General features: G+C 62.9%; 14 protein-coding genes, 1 tRNA gene and 1 pseudogene. 14 read left to right on the top strand and 2 right to left on the bottom strand.

Features of this window, described 5'->3' with window-relative positions:
- Nucleotides 1-8: 8 nt before the first annotated feature.
- From HLH28_RS02605 to HLH28_RS18340, 8 genes and pseudogenes are all read left to right on the top strand, one after another.
- Nucleotides 9-1349, top strand: a complete 1341-nt coding sequence (locus HLH28_RS02605) for an MFS transporter (protein ID WP_182954074.1) — start codon at nucleotides 9-11, stop codon at nucleotides 1347-1349.
- Nucleotides 1350-1412: 63 nt separating this feature from the next.
- The gene (locus HLH28_RS02600; protein ID WP_182954071.1) at nucleotides 1413-2096 is read left to right on the top strand and encodes a GntR family transcriptional regulator; all 684 of its coding nucleotides are present in this window, start codon (nucleotides 1413-1415) and stop codon (nucleotides 2094-2096) included.
- Nucleotides 2086-2607: a gamma carbonic anhydrase family protein gene (locus HLH28_RS02595; protein ID WP_182954069.1), complete on the top strand. Its 522-nt coding sequence runs from the start codon at nucleotides 2086-2088 to the stop codon at nucleotides 2605-2607. Before HLH28_RS02600 ends, HLH28_RS02595 begins: the two co-directional genes overlap by 11 nt.
- Nucleotides 2608-2886: 279 nt before the next feature.
- Nucleotides 2887-4338: a carbohydrate porin gene (locus tag HLH28_RS02590; protein WP_246395622.1), complete on the top strand. Its 1452-nt coding sequence runs from the start codon at nucleotides 2887-2889 to the stop codon at nucleotides 4336-4338.
- Between the two features lie 30 nt (nucleotides 4339-4368).
- Nucleotides 4369-4584: a hypothetical protein gene (locus HLH28_RS02585; RefSeq protein ID WP_182954065.1), complete on the top strand. Its 216-nt coding sequence runs from the start codon at nucleotides 4369-4371 to the stop codon at nucleotides 4582-4584.
- Between the two features lie 1127 nt (nucleotides 4585-5711).
- Complete coding sequence (locus HLH28_RS02580) at nucleotides 5712-5888, top strand: hypothetical protein (protein ID WP_182954061.1); 177 nt, start codon at nucleotides 5712-5714, stop codon at nucleotides 5886-5888.
- Between the two features lie 624 nt (nucleotides 5889-6512).
- Nucleotides 6513-6728, top strand: a pseudogene (locus HLH28_RS18345) (Arm DNA-binding domain-containing protein); the annotation flags it as partial.
- Nucleotides 6729-7067: 339 nt separating this feature from the next.
- A complete protein-coding gene (locus HLH28_RS18340; protein ID WP_338029650.1) occupies nucleotides 7068-7898 on the top strand; it encodes a site-specific integrase in 831 nt (276 codons plus the stop codon).
- Nucleotides 7899-8446: 548 nt separating this feature from the next.
- On the opposite strand, the gene HLH28_RS02570 is transcribed toward HLH28_RS18340, so the two are convergent.
- On the bottom strand, nucleotides 8447-8707 hold the full coding sequence (locus HLH28_RS02570) for a type II toxin-antitoxin system HicB family antitoxin (RefSeq protein ID WP_182954051.1): 261 nt from the start codon (nucleotides 8705-8707) through the stop codon (nucleotides 8447-8449).
- Nucleotides 8708-8895: 188 nt separating this feature from the next.
- On the opposite strand from HLH28_RS02570, the gene HLH28_RS02565 reads away from it, so the two are divergent.
- The 4 genes from HLH28_RS02565 (at nucleotide 8896) to HLH28_RS02550 (ending at nucleotide 12722) form a co-directional block, all read left to right on the top strand.
- Nucleotides 8896-9468, top strand: coding sequence for a hypothetical protein (locus tag HLH28_RS02565; RefSeq protein ID WP_182954049.1), 573 nt, complete (start codon nucleotides 8896-8898; stop codon nucleotides 9466-9468).
- Between the two features lie 223 nt (nucleotides 9469-9691).
- Entirely contained in the window at nucleotides 9692-10069 is a 378-nt protein-coding gene (locus HLH28_RS02560; protein WP_182954047.1) for a toprim domain-containing protein, read from the top strand.
- Nucleotides 10066-11973 (top strand): DUF927 domain-containing protein, encoded by a 1908-nt coding sequence (locus HLH28_RS02555; protein WP_182954044.1) that lies wholly within the window; start codon nucleotides 10066-10068, stop codon nucleotides 11971-11973. Before HLH28_RS02560 ends, HLH28_RS02555 begins: the two co-directional genes overlap by 4 nt.
- Nucleotides 11974-12167: 194 nt before the next feature.
- Nucleotides 12168-12722 carry a recombinase family protein gene (locus HLH28_RS02550; protein WP_182954040.1) on the top strand — a complete coding sequence of 185 codons (555 nt, stop codon included), beginning with the start codon at nucleotides 12168-12170 and terminating at the stop codon, nucleotides 12720-12722.
- Between the two features lie 784 nt (nucleotides 12723-13506).
- Here HLH28_RS02550 and HLH28_RS02545 read toward each other — a convergent pair.
- Nucleotides 13507-13581, bottom strand: a tRNA-Thr gene (locus tag HLH28_RS02545).
- Between the two features lie 92 nt (nucleotides 13582-13673).
- Between HLH28_RS02545 and HLH28_RS02540 the strand changes: the two genes are divergently transcribed.
- Nucleotides 13674-15146 (top strand): paraquat-inducible protein A, encoded by a 1473-nt coding sequence (locus HLH28_RS02540; RefSeq protein ID WP_182954037.1) that lies wholly within the window; start codon nucleotides 13674-13676, stop codon nucleotides 15144-15146.
- Entirely contained in the window at nucleotides 15143-16828 is a 1686-nt protein-coding gene (locus HLH28_RS02535; RefSeq protein ID WP_182954034.1) for an MlaD family protein, read from the top strand. Before HLH28_RS02540 ends, HLH28_RS02535 begins: the two co-directional genes overlap by 4 nt.
- Nucleotide 16829 lies beyond the last annotated feature (1 nt).

The following is a 16829-nucleotide window of genomic DNA, read 5'->3' as shown; positions in this document are numbered from 1 at the left end:
GGCCGATAATGTTTCAGGGCAAGACGTCGAAGCCAACCGCCTATCTTCGTCACACCTTCACGACCGCGCCGGGCCGGGTCTTCGGCCTGGTCTGCCTGATGTATTTCATCACCTATGTCGATCGCGTGAACATCTCGACGCTGGCGCCGATGATGGCGCACGATCTTCATCTGTCGAACATGCAGCTGGGGCTGGCGCTGTCCGCCTTCGGCTATCCCTATGCGCTGCTGCAGATCGCGGGCGGCAGCCTGGCCGACAGCCTGGGCCCGCGCCGGACGCTGGTGTTCTGCGGCATCATCTGGGGGCTGGCGACCATCCTTACCGGGGTGGTGGGGGGCCTGTTCTCGCTGATCGCGATCCGGGTCCTGCTGGGCATCGGCGAGGGCGCGACCTTCCCGGCCGCCACGCGCGCCGTCGCCGCATGGGTCCCGTCCAACCGGCGCGGCTATGCCCAGGGCATGATGCATTCCTCGTCGCGCCTGGCGAATGCCCTGACACCGCCGCTGACCGTGATGGTGGCCCTGTGGCTGGGCTGGCGGGGGGCGTTCATGGTGCTGGGCTGCGTCAGCCTGGGCTGGACGCTGGCCTGGGCCATCATGTTCCGCGACCGGCCTGCCGAACATCCTGCCATTACCGCCGGCGACCTGGCCGAACTTCCGGTTATCGAGCCGCCCCGGGCGGGGGCGCGGGCCGGCGACGTGCCATGGCGCGCACTGGTGCGTGCGATGATGCCGGCGACGCTGATCTATTTCTGCTACAACTGGACGTTGTGGCTGTATATCACGTGGCTTCCCAGCTTCTTCGTGCAGGCGTACGGGCTGGACCTGAAACATACCGCCGTCTTTTCATTCGGCGTGTTCGCCGCCGGCGTGGTCGGCGATACCTGTGGCGGCCTGTTCACCGATTACCTGTATCGCCGGCATGGCAACCTGCCGCAGGCCCGGCGTCAGGTCATCATCGTCAGCATGATCGGTTCCATGGTCTGTCTGCTGCCCGCATTGTTCGTCCACAGCCTTACGGCGATCGGCATCGCGCTGGCAGCGGCCTTCTTCTTCCTGGAATTGACCGTGGGACCGATCTGGGCGATTCCGATGGACATGGCCCCCCGATACGCAGGCACCAGCAGCGGAATCATGAACACGGGCTCGGCGATCGCCGGCATCCTGTCGCCGTTCGCGTTCGGCCTGATCATTCAATTGTCGCACAGCTACAGCCTGCCGTTCTATGGTCCGGTGGTCCTGCTGCTGCTGGGGGCTGCGCTGGCGTTTCATTACCTGCCCTCGGGGCCGGACGCGGCGCCTTCGTCGCCCGTGCCGGTACATACGATCGGCAATGCCCATGGCAGTTGACGACAACGCGCCCGGCATGGCGCACCCGCGCCACGCCCTGACTGGCTGGAGGGCCCCCGTGCCATGAATATGCCGACGATCGTTCCGCGCCTGAACCTTCACGACACGGTCACGACCGCGATACGCGGCATGATCCTGGACGGCGTGCTGGTGCCCGGGCAGAAGATCGCCGAACGTGCCCTGTGCGACCGGTTCGGCATCTCGCGGACCCCGTTGCGCGAGGCGCTGAAAGTCCTGGCGTCCGAGGGGCTGATCGAGCTGCTGCCGCGGCGCGGGGCGATCGTCGCACAGATTACCAAGGCCGATATCCGCGACCTGTTTCCTATCATGGGCGCGCTGGAAGGCCTGGCCGGCGAACTGGCCTGCGCGCGGGCCGATGCGCGCGACATCCAGCGGATGCGCGACCTGCACGACCAGATGATGGACAGCTACATACGGCGCGACGAACATCGTTATCTGCGCCAGAACAGGAAGGTTCACGAAACCATCTTCGCGCTGGCGCGCAATCCGGCCCTGTCCGAGATGTATCAGCAGGTCCTGACGCGCATTCATGCCTGCCGCTTCATCCTGAAGAAATGCGACCGCGACTGGGCTGTCGCGGTCGCGGAACATGCCGAAATCATGGATGCCCTGGCGCAGCGCGACGGCGCGCGCCTTTCGCAATTGATGCGCGATCATATCGCGGGGACCAGCGTGCGGATCGCCCTGGCCTCGCTGGACGGGAATGAGGAAAGAGATGCTGTTTGAATTCGACGGACGGACACCCGACCTGTCTGCCGAGGTCGGATATGTGGCGCCGAACGCCACCCTGATCGGCGCGATTACCCTGGGCGCGGCGGCGAGCGTCTGGTTCGGTGCCGTCCTGCGCGGCGATTCCGAGATCATTGCCATCGGCGCCGGCAGCAACGTGCAGGATAATTCCGTCCTGCACACAGACCCGGGATTTCCGCTGGAAGTCGGCGAGGACGTGACCATCGGGCACATGGTCGTCCTGCATGGCTGCCGGATCGGTGCCGGGTCGCTGATCGGCATGGGTTCTGTCATCATGAACGGCGCGCGGATTGGCCGGAACTGCCTGGTCGCGGCAGGCAGCCTGATTCCGGAAGGCAAGAGTTTTCCGGACGGGTCGGTGATACGTGGCCGGCCGGGGACGGTCGTCGGTGCCGTCACCGCGGAACACGACGCGATGATGAAGCGTGCCAGCCTGTCCTATCGGGACCGCGCGCGCCGCTATCGCGACGCGTTGCGCCCGACCTGAAGCCTGCGCGGGAGGTCGCTCCGAACCCCGGCGAGGGTCGCGGGCCCCAGAACCCAACATGTGGCGAAGCGCCTTTCAAATCATGTTGAAGGGCTGCCGATGCAGGCCAAACGGCAGGCGTGAATGTTAAAAGCGCAGTGGATAGCAGCTCTGCATTCATGTCGGAGGCGAGACGGAGGAGATAACCGCAAGAGCAGACACGTGTTCGTATCGTAACGGTTCTTTCGATCCGTCGAATGATGAAAATTTCAGGACATTCACAAGAGCAGGAAAACTGTCATGTCCCTTTCTTGTCTTCTTTCTCGTATCGGAAAGAGGAAATCCTTCCTCGTCGCGAGTCTCTTTCTTTTTCTGTATCAGAACTCCGGCATGGCCGCCCCGGCATCGCCGTACGCCGGCCTGTCCTCCCCCAGTGGCCCCACCTCCTTTCTTGATACGCCGACATCGTACGACAACACGCCCTTCACGCCCAACAGCGAGCATTCGTTGCTCAACGGGAAGGGGATGCTGGCCAGGCTGGCGGACCAGGGAATCGGCCTGGGGCTGGATTATATCAGTGAAAGCGGCATCATCCTGAATGGTGGCCGGACCAATGTGACGGGATCGGCCAGCTATACGCATCAGATCGCCGCACAGATCAATCTGAGTTGGGAAAAGCTGGTTGGCTGGAAAGGATTTATAACGCACACGGCGTTCGTCAATCGTGCCGGGCATAATCTCTCGACGGATGCCGGCGACCGGGCGGTGACCAATGTCCAGGAAATCTATGGCGGCGGCGGCAACGTGGTCGTTCACCTTGTGTATATGTATGGTACGCAGGACCTTATGAACCATCGCATGCAGCTGGCTTTCGGTTACATGCCGGTCAATATCGATTTCTCGACATCGCCCCTGTACTGCACGTTCATGAACAATTCCATCTGCGGAAACCCGAAAACGGAAACCAAGGGTGCCACCGGCTATTCCAACTATCCGAATGGCGTCTATGCGGCACGGCTGCGTGTATGGCCCCTGCACGGATTATATCTGCAAGGCGGCGTATATGGCGTCAATCGCGGCATCGGGCAGCCGAAATATGACCGCACCGGTTTTGATTTCAATACCAATACCTATACCGGCGTCTTCGTTCCCTTTGAAATCGGCTTCATTCCCGTCTTTGGGCCGCATGCGCTGATGGGCCATTACAAAATCGCCGCAGCGTACGATTCGTCACCGTACCCCTATTACTATGAGGATATCCACGGCAACCCGTTACCCCTCACCGGACAGCCCGCGCGAACGGGCCGCGGCAAGATCCAGGTATGGGTCACAATGGATCAGATGATCATCCGGCATGGGCGAGGCGCCTATGACGGCCTGTATCTCATGGCGGGATATGTGCATAACACGCCCCATAACTCACCTTATGAACATCAATATTATCTGGGCCTGTCCGACCGTGGTCTGATCCCCGGCCGCCGCGGTGACGTTTTCGGCGTCGTTGTCAACCATGTCACCGCCAGTTCGGCGCTCGTCGCGGCGCAGAAGCTCGATTATCAACTCGGAAAAACGCTTCCTTCAAACGCGCTTTCTCCGCAGAGCTCCGCCACCGTTGTCGAGGCAACGTATAACTTCCATGTCGATCAGGGCCTGTGGGTACAGCCGGATTTTCAATACATCATCAATCCGAACCTGGAAAGGAAGGTCAAGAATCTCAGCGTCCTCGGGCTTCGGTTGCGCTATATATTCTAAGGGAGAGTCAGGCAGCCTCTGAGGGGACTCATGCTGCCGGGCGAAACGGAGGATATGACGGGCTGCTTCGTCGCGGAAACGGAGCGTTTCGGCATTCCCCTCATGTGGCGCAGGCTCCGGGCCGGCATCGATGATCGATGGCGAGATCGGGTCAGGTCGAATTGCCGCGTCAGCCTCGTGATTCGCAAACGGATCCACGAGGCGGTCGGCGGGATGAAGACATTCGATATGATGCAAGGCATGTGACAGGGGCGGCATTGACGCGTCGACAGGTTCCTGTCCAAGCCAGCGCCCGGCAGATCCTCGGATTTCAGGACGGGCCATGGAACCTGATGCGGCGGCGTCGCTTACCGTCATGCCCGAGGGAGAGCGCCGATGAGCCCGTCCGATCCTGCAGATTCCCCCAAGCCTCCGCCCGCCGAGCCGCCCGTGCCCGATCGGGTGCCGCCGGGCGTCGATCCGCACAAGCCGGCAGGACCGCCTCCGCCGCCGCACGAGCATGAGCCGCCGCTGGAGCCGGATCCCTACACCCGGACGGAAGTCCGTCCGGAGCGGGGCGGATAGACCGGGGACCAGGTCGAATTTTCGCCGCGGTCCCCTTACCGGCCGACTGGACCTTCTCCATGTCCCTGGAAGAGGAGGGACGGTGTCATGAGGTCTGGTAAAAAGAAAGACATATCGGGAGGGAATCGAAAGGACATCCGCCGGCGGGCGGCGCACAATGCGGACGAACGCCGCGCCGATGACCTTCCCGCCCGTGACCCGAAGGAGGCGCCACTGCCTGGCCGGCCGCCGCGCTGGAACGGCGGGCGAACCAAATAGCCGATGTAATCCGAGAGAGGAGGGAGGGTGCGATGTCGAGAATCCCGGTGCTTCAAGATGGCCAACGTCCCGAACCTCCGGTTCCGGTGCCGCCCTGGCCCGTGCCGCCCCCGGGCGACACGCCCGGTCCCCGGCCGGATGAGGACGAAGACGAGGATGATGATGAGGATGAAGACGATGAGGCCGATGAAGCGGCCCGTCGCGGGCCATTGAATCGGTAGCATCACGGCCTGTCCGCGGCGAGGTCGGGTGTCGTTGTGCCGGAGCCTGAACGTGGGGTGTTTCCCGCGGCGTGATGCCTGGCGCGCGCCCGTTGCGGCCGGAACGTGATTTCACCCGTGATTTCGCCGTAGACTGGAAGGTTACGGGACTGATACGATCCTGACCAATCCGTCAAGGAAGGGCGCCACTGCGCGGCATCACGCGAAGATCGTGCGAACGGGTTCAGGAGTGACGAGCTGTGCTTTCGGTATGGGACGCGGATGATGTGCGGTGAGCGATTCACACGGCCAGGCACGCCGGGCGGCCCTGGAACATCCGACGACGATGACATGCAGGCCTGCGCGCACCGGAGTGCGTTCGGGCTGTGCCCGCTTCAGGACAAACCGCAGGACGCCCTCGTCTTCCGCGGGCAGGACCAGTGGCTATGGCCCGTGGTCTCGCTTTTGTCCGTTCTGGTGGCGCTGATCACGCTCGCCGATGACGTGCTGAGCCATCTGACCCCGTAGGAACGACGATCGGCTCCCGGCCGCACGGGCTTCGGGGACGGCAGGTCCGGATGCCGGAACCTGCGGTGATACCGGGTGATATCGTGCGTCGTGGCCGGGACCCGTGCGAATACGCCTTCATGCGGTCCCCGGACGTCCTGCCGCCATGCCGGTCGTGCTCGGGCCGGTAGCGCCATGCTGGGGCAACCAGGCGTCCGCGCCTGTGGCTGATGGCGATATTTCGCCATCCAACATGTTGATATCAAGAAAAAATGGTGCCGACACTCGGAATTGAACCGAGGACCTACTGATTACGAAACATATAGGCGCAACATGCACCAGAACGCAAAGACGCGCAAACAGACGAAAAACGTTCAATCTTTCCGGTGCTCTATGGACTGGCATCGCGCAACGAGACGCAGCAAAATGCACGGAATACGGGTTCGAAAGAGTCCGGAAACAGTCCGGAGATCGGATGGCATGGGACGTGTCATGAACGAACGTGGGGAACACATAAAATGTGGTGTTCTATGTGTTCTAGGTGTTCCACACATAGTAATATATTGTTTTTACTGTGTTTTTTTGGATGGAGCACCGGAACACCTTGGGTTTTGAAAGGTGTTCCAAGGTGTTCCGGGCCATCGCATGAGGCTCGGAAAGCGGGAAATCGACGCGTTGGCCTGCCCGCCGGGGAAGCGGGACGTGCTGTTCATGGACGACGAACTGAAGGGCTTCGGTGTCCGCGTGAATGTCACCGGAACCAAGACCTTCCTGTTCCAGTATTCCATTGCCGGCCGGATCCGGCGCCTGGTGCTGGGCACCTATGGCGAATTGACGCCAGCCGCCGCGCGGAAACTGGCCGAGGTCGCGCGGGGCCAGTATCTTGCGGGCCGTGATCCCGCCGGGGAACGGCAGGCGGCCCGCGCCCAGGCGCTTGCAGAGGCCGACGCCCGACGAAAGGCCGCCGTTCGCGAAGGGCTTGCCCTGGATGACTTGGTCGATCGGTGGCTTGCCGGCCCCCTGAAGGATGCAAGTGCCGCGCACCGGCGGGATGCCGGCGGTGCGATCCGGCGTCACTTCGCGTCCGCCCTTGCCATGCCCGCCCAGGACCTCGATGCCGCGACCGTCCAGCTTCGGCTGGATACGATCGATCGGGACCGTTCGACTACGGCGCGGCGTCTGCGCGCTTATGGCCATGCGATGTTCGCCTGGGCGGTGAACCGGCGCCTTCTGGAGCTCAATCCGTTCGATGGTGCCGTGATCGACAGTCGCGAGGTGTCGCGGGACCGGGTGCTGACGGATGCGGAACTCAGCGCGATCTGGCGGGGCGCCAGCGCCATGGCCTATCCTTTCGGCCCATACTTCCGCCTGCTGATCCTGACATTGCAGCGCCGCGCGGAGGTGCTGGGGATGCGTTGGTCCGAACTGTCGCCAGATGGCGCCATCTGGACGCTGCCGCCGGAACGATCGAAGAACGGTCAGGCGCATCTCGTTCACCTGGCGCCGGAAGCGCGTGCGGTCCTGGCCGCACTGCCCCGGCATCTCGATCCGGAGACGGGTGAACTGACGCCGTTCGTGTTCACCACGACCGGACGCACTGTCGTTTCTGGTGTCCAGAAGGCCGTCGAGCGTCTTCGTGAACGCGTGCGCGAGGAAATGGCCCCGAACGACGCGGAAGCCAGTCTAGGCCCGAAAAAGCAAGGTCTCCGTGCGGACGGTGCGGCCGGGGCAGGGGCAAAAAAGCCGGGAAAGAAGGCTGACGCCCTGCCGGCGTCCGAATGGCAGTTGCACGACCTCCGCCGAACGGGCGTCACGACGCTGGCCCGGCTGAAGGTCCCGCCGCATGTTGCCGACCTGATCTTGAGCCATAAGCCGAAGGCGCTGGGCGCCGTCGCGATGATCTACCAGCGGCACCAGTTCGAGGATGAACGGGCGGAAGCACTGGCCACCTGGGCAGGGCATGTCTTGGCTGTGGCGAAAGGGAGGGCAGAAAGTTCGGAAACCGACAATGTGGTGCCGCTGCGTCTGTAAGCAAGCAACGCGCCCCAGCTGCGCCCGGCGGGCCAGAGCCGCGATGTATGACGTGATCATGGAGTGCGTGTGAAAATAGGGACATGACATACGGCTGACAAGGAATATTCTTGCCATCGCGAAGCCGTTGGAGAAGAGGGAAAAGATGCAGGAAGAATATTTCAATTTCAATAATGCGTTCAAATCCCGGTTCGTTTTATATTCGGGAAGAAAACAACAGGCGTTCTGGCGTATTGTTCAATCATGTCATGATTGGGGGCTTGATTGGTATTTTATAGACAAAGCCAAAGATCCATTTGAGGTACGTTCTGGCTATAAATCGCCTGACCAAGACAGCGCAGATAAATGTCTGATGGGTCTTCACTTTCTCAAGGATCAAATAAGATTCGCCTTGAATTTACAATATAGAGAACATGAGATTGGAGATGATATAAAGGAATATCATAATATTTTCATAACGGAAGACATTGCATCCCAAATCTGCGATAAAATATCTTGCCTTCCAAGAATTGGAAACGGCCATTTCCCACGGGACTATAGGCGGTAATTTACACAATAACGGCGAAGGCATCGCCTGCATGGTCTGGGTTCGCCCGGACCATCTCCAGGCGGTTGGGGAGGGTGCTGTCCGCATCCAGTGCCGTCTCGATCCAGGTGCCGATGACTTCCTCGGCGTTCTTCGTAGTCTCGGCCAGCGTATCACCTACCGAGAGGCACCCCGGCAGGCCAGGGACGATGACACCATAGGCCGTTACATCATTTCCCCGGTTCAATGACGACAGGACTTTTCCCTTCTGTCTTTTTTCCATGGCTCGGGACCGTATAGGGCACAATGCGCGATCGACTGGCCGTACCTCCTGAATAACGCCGCACTAATGGCCATCAATTGTGCACCTCATCCTGGTTCTGCAACAACGGGCTCATGCCCAACCCGGCCCGCCGTCCTGCAACCCCGAAGACACCCCGGCAACGTGGCCCCCAGGCGCCGTGGCGCCTGATGATGGGGTATCCGATCTGTCGGCGCTGGGGGGATATCAGCCGGATCGCGGCGGCCTGCGGTGATCTTACGGCACAGTCAGTCAGCGAGTGGAAGCGTGTTCCGCGCCGGCATGTCGAAACGGTGGCGGCCATGCTGGGCGTGCCGCCGGGTGTCCTGCGGCCCGACCTCAATCTCGCCCGTCTTGCCGCTGGCGAGCCCGGCACGCTGCTGGAAATCCTGCTGGCCTGGCGGATCATCTGCACCGCCCGAACGGTCCTGGCACGGGCGACGCAAGCGTGCCTGGATGCCGAAGCCGAACGGGACCGGATCGCATGTGCTCTGCAAGAGGCCGAAGCACGTCTGGCCCGCGATCGAACGGCCTGGCGGCCCGAACTGCTGGACATGCATCGGGAGAACATCCAGCACCTCACGTCCCGCTTGCAGGCGGCGCAGACACAGGTAGCACGCGCCTATGAGGCGCAGGTGGCCCAGCACCGCACAATGGTCCGATCCAGGATCCCTGCGGCTTTCCTGACCGATCCTGGGCATCCTGCGACGGCGGATCACGGATCGTCCCTGGAATTGTCCTGAACGGGCCTGCGACCGACAAGCCCTACGGCTTCAGCTTCGTGCGCTTAGGTCTGCGGGCATGGGGTGATTGGGGCAGGAGGGCATTCATCCGCTCAGAAAGGGATGGGCGAGAGATATCGTCTGCGGGGGGGGGGAGGAACAGCGGCAACAGTCCATTCATCGCACCTGGTTGGCGCCGATACCATCGGGCGGCTGGGGCAAGGCGCCACTGCGGGACGCCAAGATGACACTCGGCTCCTATGCTGGCGGCTGCATCCGGCTATGGCGTGGGGCATCGGGCAAGCCGCTGGCGGCTTCGCCGGCCGGCGAAGCCCTGGTGCTGGCCGAGGGGATCGAGACGGCGCTTTCGATCGCCATAGCCTGCCCGGAACGGCGCGTTTTGTGCGCGGTTTCCTTGGCGAACATGGCACGGGTGACGCTGCCGCCCGCCGTCCGGACCGTCATCATCGCGGCTGACAATGATGCCGGCAATCCGGCCGCGCGGCGGGCGCTCGATGGGGCTTGCCAATGGTTCCTGTCGCAGGGGCGCGCCGTTCGCCTCGCAATGCCAGAAACGGAAGGACGGGACTGGAACGATGTCCTGCAAGGCGAGAACGTATGAACGAACGCAAGGGTAAAGGCGGCCGCAAGGCCGTGCGTGACGGGATCGAAAACGGCAAGGTGGTCCAGCTTCGGCCGGAACCGGCGACTGGATCGGGCGCGGCGGCACCGGAGGGCGAAGATCGGCGATTCCGTTATCTGGACAGCGGGATTTGGCGCCGCAGGGGTGATAAGGAACTGGTCTTCATCTGCGGGCCGGTCGATGTCCTGGCGGAGTCTCGGGACGAGGAAGGCCAGAACTGGGGCCTGTTGCTCGCCTGGCATGACCGGGACGGCCATCGTCATGAGGAGGCGTTTCCGCGGGCGCTCTTCGCAGGTGACGGTAATGAGATCAGAAGCCGGCTGGCCGATGGCGGCCTGACGCTGGGTGCCGGCACAGCGGCGAAGGCGGCTTTCCTCGAATGGCTGTCGAGCCTGACCAGCGCGGAACGGGCGCGCAGCGTGACGCGGATCGGATGGCACGCCTTTGGCGGACGGTCCGCCTTCGTTTTGCCAGATGAGACGATCGGCGAGGCGGGCGAGCGTGTCGTCTTGCAAACGACGGACCGGGAAGCGTCACTCTTCGGAGTGGCAGGCACGGTCGAGGACTGGCGCAGGGAGATTGGCGCCATGTGCGCGAAGAACTCCCGTCTGGTGTTCGCGGCCTCCTGCGCCTTCGCGGCGCCGTTGCTCGCGTTTCTGGGCGAGGAAGGCGGTGGGATTTCGTTCAAGGGCGACAGCCGGGTCGGCAAGAGCACGGCGCTCCGGGTTGTGGCATCCGTTTGCGGTGGCACAGGTCAGAACGGGGCTGGCGGCTATATTCGGTCCTGGCGTTCGACCTCCAACGGCATCGAAAGCACGGCCCTGGCATCATGCGACGTGCTGCTGCCTCTGGACGAAATGGGCCAGCTTGATCCGCGCGAGGCGGGCGAGATCGCCTATCTGTTGTCGAACGGGCAGGGAAAGGCGCGATCGACCAGGACAGGTGGGGCAAGGAATGTGGCGCGGTTCCGTATCCTGTTCCTGTCCACGGGCGAACTCGGCCTGTCTGACTTGAACCGCGAGGCGGGTAAGGCGACCAAGGCTGGGCAGGAGGTGCGGTTTGCGGACCTGCCGGCGGATGCCGGAGCTGGCATGGGCCTGTTCGAGTGGCTGCATCATGAAGACACGCCCGATGCCTTTGCCCGCTATCTCCGGGCTGCCACCGGCCGGATTTATGGTGCGCCGCTGCGGGCTTTCCTGCGCCAGTTAACCGATACGATGACGCGGGAGAGCGAGGACGAATTGCGTCGGCGCTTGCGCGCGCGGATCGCGGAACTGGCCGAAAGCTGGTTGAAGGATCATCCGGCGGCATCGGGCCAGGTGCGGAGCGTGGCATCCCGCTTTGCGATGGTCGCGGTCGGCGGCGAACTGGCTACGGAATTCGGTCTGACCGGCTGGGATGACGACGTGGCCGGTGTCATGGCAGGCCTCTGCTTCGATGTCTGGCTCGCGGAGCGCGGCACAGTCGGCCGGCGTGAGGAGGAACAGGCCGTGCAGCAACTCCGCGACTTCATCGCAAAGCATGGCGAGGCTCGGTTCGAGCGTTGGGTTGATAGCAACACGCCAGAGGGACAACAGGTCGAGGCGCCAGACCTGCCCCCAGGCGAGCGGTTCCGAACGCAGAACCGTGCCGGCTGGAAGCGATGGATCAAGGAAGCGGATGGGCGGTCCGCCTGGCGCTACTTCCTTATGAGCGACGGAATGGTCGAAGCCCTGTCAGGGCTGAACCAGCGGAGCGCCAAGGTGGTGCTGACGGAGCGGGGATTTCTGCTGCCGGGTCGCGACGGCAAGATGTCAGCGCTCATCTCCCCGCCAGGGCATAAGAAGGTACGAGCCTATGAAGTGACGGCGGCGATCCTCGGATCGGATGAGGGCGATCGGTAGATCGGTCTCCGGTCTGCCGTCTTCGCTATGTGTAGGCTGCATGGCTCAGGGCTGTCTTATTTGAGTATAATCTAACGAGACGATTTTGTGAGACACCGGAATGGCGGTTTTCCGTGTCTCATTTGAGTTGATTTTCTCATTATGAGACGGCATAAGGGAAATGTCTAAACCCTAATGAGACATGAGACCCCGCCATGTCGACCATTTACGGATATGCCCGCGTTTCGACCACCGACCAGGACCTGACCATTCAGCGTGAGGCCCTCAAGGCGGCCGGCTGCACGACGATCCGGGCGGAAAAGGTCTCCGGAACCTCGATCAAGGGACGGACCGAACTGCGTCTTCTCCTCGACTTCATTCACCAGGGCGACACGCTGGTAGTGACACGGATCGATCGTCTGGCGCGCTCAATCGCCGATCTCCAGTCCATCATCATCGAACTGCGTCAGAAAGGCGCGGCCTTGCGCTGCACGGAACAGCCGGTCGATACTAGCACCTCCGCCGGCAAGGCGTTCCTCGACATGCTGGGCGTGTTCGCCGAGTTCGAGACTAATCTTCGGCGGGAGCGTCAGCTAGAGGGCATTGCGGCGGCCAAGGAACGGGGCGTCTATAAGGGCCGTAAGGCATCGATCGATGCCGAACGTGTCCGTGAGCTCCATGCGGAAGGCGTCGGCGCGTCCGAGATCGCCCGTCAGCTTGGCATCGGCCGGGCAAGCGTCTACCGCGTCCTGGAAAGCGCAACCGACTGAGCGCGGGTGCTGCGGAGCAGCACAGATTCTTTCCCGGATTTCGGGCCTGATGGCGGCACAGGCTGGCAACGATGGCATCAAGATATGCGATCAGTGCATACTCATCGGACGGCCTGAAGAGCCGTCAATCGCCTGTGCGGGCGCATGACCAGCGAATGGTGTTCCAACAGGATTGGCGGAAATCTGCCAATATGCATCCTGGTGGCGGAACACCTTTTGGAATGGTGTTCCAGTCTTATTCGGAAGGGTGTTCTTGTAACTAACTGATAATAAAATACAAAAATGACACGGAACACCTAGAACACCTGGAACACCGTTTTTGAGTATGGGGTGAAGGGAAGAGACAAGCTGGTTGGCTCGTGGACTGCTCCGCCATGTCCGAAGAGCATGGCTTCGCATCGATGAACGAGCATGGCGACAGGGGCGACCAGAGGGGATAGGGGGGTCGAAAACTGAGATCCCTTTTGATGTGGACCGCGCCATAACTCAGCGTGTTTCGCCGCGAAATTCGCAGAACTTTTTTTGTGGACCAGGTGCGCTGCATGACTGGGGCGGTGCGTCGCCGGTCATCTCATCCAGCAGGACGCGGCGTGCCCGCTGCTCAGCCTCACGCTGTATGCCCGCTCCATGCTGGCCAGGCTTCGCAACCACTCGAGGAAAGCCGCCGCACCCCGATCCTGTCGCGCAGAGCCCAAGACAGTCCGGAAACAGTCCGGAAGACCGGATGCAAAGGCGAAAGGGCACTCCCTCGGAGGCCAATAAGCCAACAAAATCAAAGGAGAAATGGTGCCGACACTCGGAATTGAACCGAGGACCTACTGATTACGAATCAGTTGCTCTACCCCTGAGCTATGTCGGCCGGCCGACGAGGGCTATATCCGACCCTTGGCATGGCTGCAATATGCTGAATGACTATCTATCCCCCGAAATTGAATTATATGTGGGGTTGTGATGAGCGAGACGATCTCTGCCCGGACCTCCCGCCTGGTCCGCGGGGCCGGCTGGCCCCGTCGGACGGCGGCATTGCGCCATGTCTGGACCATCGACGGCCTGGTCGAATGTCCCGGATGCGGTCTGTTCCAGCGCATGCCCCCCCTGCAGGCCGGGCATCTGGCGGCCTGTGCCCGGTGCCGCCAGACCCTGGAATGGCGGCGGCGGACCTCGCCCCTGCAGACCCCCCTGGCGTTCTGCATCAGTTCCTGCGCGCTGTACCTGGCCGCGCTGGCATCGTCGCTGATGACGCTGGACGTCTATGGGCGCGAACGGACCGTCAGCCTGTTGACCGGGCCGCTGGAATTGCTGCACGAGGGCTGGGGCGAGGCCGGGTTGCTGGTCGGGATCGTCACCATCATCGCGCCGGCCGTCGTCATCGGCATGATGTTCGCGATCCTGTATGCCGCCAGCCGCCGCCAGATGCCGGACTGGGCGCCCCATCTGCTGATCTGGTACGAAAAGCTCCGTCCCTGGTCGATGGTCGAGGTCTATGTCCTGGGCATCTTCGTCGCCTATACCAAGCTGACGGACCTGGCCCATGTCGATGTCGGGCCGGCGGTCTATCTGATCGCGGCGCTGATGCTGACGATGGCGGCCACCGATTCCACCCTGGATACCGAACTGATCTGGCAGCACCGGCGCGTGGATTCCATCACCCGGATGGAAAACGGCGAACGGGTGCGGGTCCGTCATGTGCGGATCGACGAGATCGCCATGCCGCCGGTCGATCATCTGGTGGCGTGTCCCTCGTGCGGGCTGGTGGGGGAATTGAGCCGGCCGGTCAGCAACCTGCGCTGCGTGGGCGTCTGTCCGCGCTGCGACCACCGGGTCTGGCGCCGCGCGCCCCAGACCCTGACGCGAACCACGGCGTTCCTGATATCGGCGGTCGTCTTCTATTTCCCGGCCAATCTCTTCCCGGTCATGACGTTCTTCAAGATCGGCGGCGGCGGGGGGCATACCATCATCGAGGGCGCGATCGAGTTGTGGCAGGACGGGATGGTGCCCCTGTCGCTGCTGGTGTTCTTTGCCAGCATCGTGGTGCCGATGCTCAAGATCCTCAGTCTCGGCTGGATGCTGATCGCGACCTGGCTGGGATCCTCCTTCGCGCTGGTGCAGCGGACGCGGCTGTTCCATGTCGTTGACACGATCGGGCGATGGTCGATGATCGACGTCTTCATGGTGTCGATCCTGGTGGCGGTGGTCCGGTTCAATTCGCTGGCCAACGTCACGGCGAATGCCGGGATGGTGTCTTTTGCCGCGGTGGTCGTCCTGACCCTGTTCGCGGCATGGAGTTTCGATCCGAGGATGATGTGGGACGCGGCCGGGCTGAACCGGCCGTCCCCGGAGGGCGGGCAGGCGTCCGCATTGGTGCGTACGCGCGATGGCCATGCCGTTGCGGGAACTGAGATGATGGAGCCAGGGCAGGCGTGACCGACGACCCTCAAGACCATACCGGCGGACAGCACGCCGTCCCGCCGGAAGCCTCGGAGAGGCGGTTTCGGTTCTCGATCGTCTGGTTCGTTCCGATCGTCGCGATCGGCATCGCCGGCTATCTGGGATGGCGCGGCTTCATGGGGCGCGGGCCGGAGATCACGATCACCTTCGACACCGCCGACGGGCTGACCAGCGGCCAGACCCAGGTCAAGAACAAGGCCGTCCCGCTGGGCACGGTCGAGGCCGTCACGCTGACGCCGGACATGCGCCATGTGGAGGTCCGCGTGCGCATGAGCGCGCGTTCGGCGCCGATGCTGACCGATCATGCGCGATTCTGGGTCGTGCGGCCCCGGCTGAACGGCGCCAGCATCACGGGGCTGGAGACCCTGATGTCGGGGGCCTATATCTCGATGGACCCGGGCGAGCCTGGCGGCCACCGCACGACCGAGTTCAAGGGGCTGGAATCCCCGCCGGGCATCCGTTCCGACCAGCCGGGCAATACCTATACCCTGATCAGTTCGACCCTGGGGTCGATCGGGCAGGGGGCGCCGGTCTTTTTCCGGGACATCGATGTCGGCGAGGTCCTGGGCTATACCATGCCGCCGGGCGGCGAGGGGCCGATCCTGATCCAGGTCTTCATCCGCGAGCCCTATGACCGCTATTTGCGGACAGACACGCGATTCTGGAACGTCTCGGGCGTGCAGGTCGGATTCGGGGCCGGCGGGTTGAAGGTCAAGCTGCAGTCGCTCCAGGCCCTGTTCTCGGGCGGGGTGGCATTCGGCCTGGCGCAGCGGCGCGAGGTGCAGGGGGTGCCCGTCGCCCCCAAGAATTCGGTGTTCCGCCTGTATGACAGCCAGGAGGCCGCCGATAATGCCGGTTATCGCGAACGGCTGTCGCTGGCGACCTACCTGACCAGTTCGGTGTCCGGCCTGGCGGTCGGCGCGCAGGTCACGATGTTCGGCATCCAGGTCGGGACGGTCACCAGCGTGAAGCTGGACCTGGACCCGAAGGTCGGCACGGCCCGCGTCCGCGTGGGCATGGAGATCCAGCCCGAGCGCATTCTGGAAGAGGACGAAATCCATCACGACGCCATGGCCGGCATGGTCCAGGCCCTGGTGGATAACGGCCTGCGCGCGTCGGTCGATACCGCGAGCTTCCTGACCGGCGAGTCGGTCATCGGCCTCAATTTCGTGAAGAACGCCACGCCTGCCGTCGTGCAGACCGAGGGCGCGACCCTGGTCATTCCGGGCAAGGCCGGGGGCATGGGCGGCGTCATGGATTCGCTGTCCACCGTCGCGGACAAGATCGCCGCGATGCCGCTGACGCAGGTGGGCGTGAACCTGAACAACCTGCTGGCCCATTCCGACGCACGGATCAACAGCCCCGAGGTCCGGCAGGCGATCACCGCCCTGCGGGATTCGCTGCGCAGCATCCAGGGCCTGGCCGGGGACGCCCGCCACGGCATGCATCCGCTGTTCCAGCGCCTGCCGCAGATGAGCGACCAGCTGGACAAGACGCTGAAGAACGCGAACGTCCTGCTGGCCAGCTATGGCGGGGACACCGATTTCCACCGCGACCTGCAACATATGCTGGTGCAGCTGGACGAGGCCGCGCGGTCGCTACGCTTCCTGACCGATTTCCTCAATCGCCATCCTTCGGCGCTGATTACGGGACGCTAGT

Origin of the sequence: Gluconacetobacter tumulisoli (assembly GCF_014174155.1) — a bacterium.
In the GTDB taxonomy this organism is placed as follows: domain Bacteria; phylum Pseudomonadota; class Alphaproteobacteria; order Acetobacterales; family Acetobacteraceae; genus Gluconacetobacter; species Gluconacetobacter tumulisoli.
Note: the sequence above shows the minus strand (reverse complement) of the source record. Positions and strands in the feature narration are given on the sequence as shown.

Excerpts from the sequence above, each read along its gene's own strand:
- HLH28_RS02605 (WP_182954074.1), top strand. The coding sequence starts at position 9 with ATGTTTCAGGGCAAGACGTCGAAGCCAACCGCCTATCTTCGTCACACC.
- HLH28_RS02600 (WP_182954071.1), top strand. The coding sequence starts at position 1,413 with ATGAATATGCCGACGATCGTTCCGCGCCTGAACCTTCACGACACGGTC.
- HLH28_RS02595 (WP_182954069.1), top strand. The coding sequence starts at position 2,086 with ATGCTGTTTGAATTCGACGGACGGACACCCGACCTGTCTGCCGAGGTC.
- HLH28_RS02590 (WP_246395622.1), top strand. The coding sequence starts at position 2,887 with ATGTCCCTTTCTTGTCTTCTTTCTCGTATCGGAAAGAGGAAATCCTTC.
- HLH28_RS02585 (WP_182954065.1), top strand. The coding sequence starts at position 4,369 with ATGCTGCCGGGCGAAACGGAGGATATGACGGGCTGCTTCGTCGCGGAA.
- HLH28_RS02580 (WP_182954061.1), top strand. The coding sequence starts at position 5,712 with ATGCAGGCCTGCGCGCACCGGAGTGCGTTCGGGCTGTGCCCGCTTCAG.
- HLH28_RS18340 (WP_338029650.1), top strand. The coding sequence starts at position 7,068 with ATGTTCGCCTGGGCGGTGAACCGGCGCCTTCTGGAGCTCAATCCGTTC.
- HLH28_RS02570 (WP_182954051.1), bottom strand. The coding sequence starts at position 8,707 with ATGGAAAAAAGACAGAAGGGAAAAGTCCTGTCGTCATTGAACCGGGGA.
- HLH28_RS02565 (WP_182954049.1), top strand. The coding sequence starts at position 8,896 with ATGATGGGGTATCCGATCTGTCGGCGCTGGGGGGATATCAGCCGGATC.
- HLH28_RS02560 (WP_182954047.1), top strand. The coding sequence starts at position 9,692 with ATGACACTCGGCTCCTATGCTGGCGGCTGCATCCGGCTATGGCGTGGG.
- HLH28_RS02555 (WP_182954044.1), top strand. The coding sequence starts at position 10,066 with ATGAACGAACGCAAGGGTAAAGGCGGCCGCAAGGCCGTGCGTGACGGG.
- HLH28_RS02550 (WP_182954040.1), top strand. The coding sequence starts at position 12,168 with ATGTCGACCATTTACGGATATGCCCGCGTTTCGACCACCGACCAGGAC.
- HLH28_RS02540 (WP_182954037.1), top strand. The coding sequence starts at position 13,674 with ATGAGCGAGACGATCTCTGCCCGGACCTCCCGCCTGGTCCGCGGGGCC.